Source organism: Leifsonia sp. SIMBA_070, from assembly GCF_046534635.1.
Classification (GTDB): Bacteria; Actinomycetota; Actinomycetes; order Actinomycetales; family Microbacteriaceae; genus Leifsonia.
This window is the reverse complement of record NZ_JAWRYK010000520.1, coordinates 1-258: the sequence shown is the minus strand read 5'-3', so window position 1 is coordinate 258 and position 258 is coordinate 1. Positions and strand designations below refer to the sequence as shown.

General features: G+C 66.3%; 1 protein-coding gene. It reads left to right on the top strand.

Annotated elements, in window-relative coordinates:
- Positions 1-258 (top strand): hypothetical protein (locus SB754_RS21280; protein ID WP_410784325.1); only part of this gene is annotated, 258 nt, incomplete at both ends.

The following is a 258-nucleotide window of genomic DNA, read 5'->3' as shown; positions in this document are numbered from 1 at the left end:
CTTCGCGCCGCAACAACCGCGTACCGGCAGTTCGGTGCGCATCCAGGCGCGCGACAATGGCGACGAGGCTCTGATGTTCATCTGCCATACGGGCCTGGTCGACACGTTCCGCGACCTCTATGGCGATCGCCTGCATCTGGAAGGAAACCGGGCGATCGTCCTGCCGCAGCCGCCGACCTCGCCCGGCTTGGCGAAGCGGGCCTCGTTGCGCTTGTTGAACATCTCGCGCTTGAAGGCGCGCTCGTCCTCGGCCTGCTC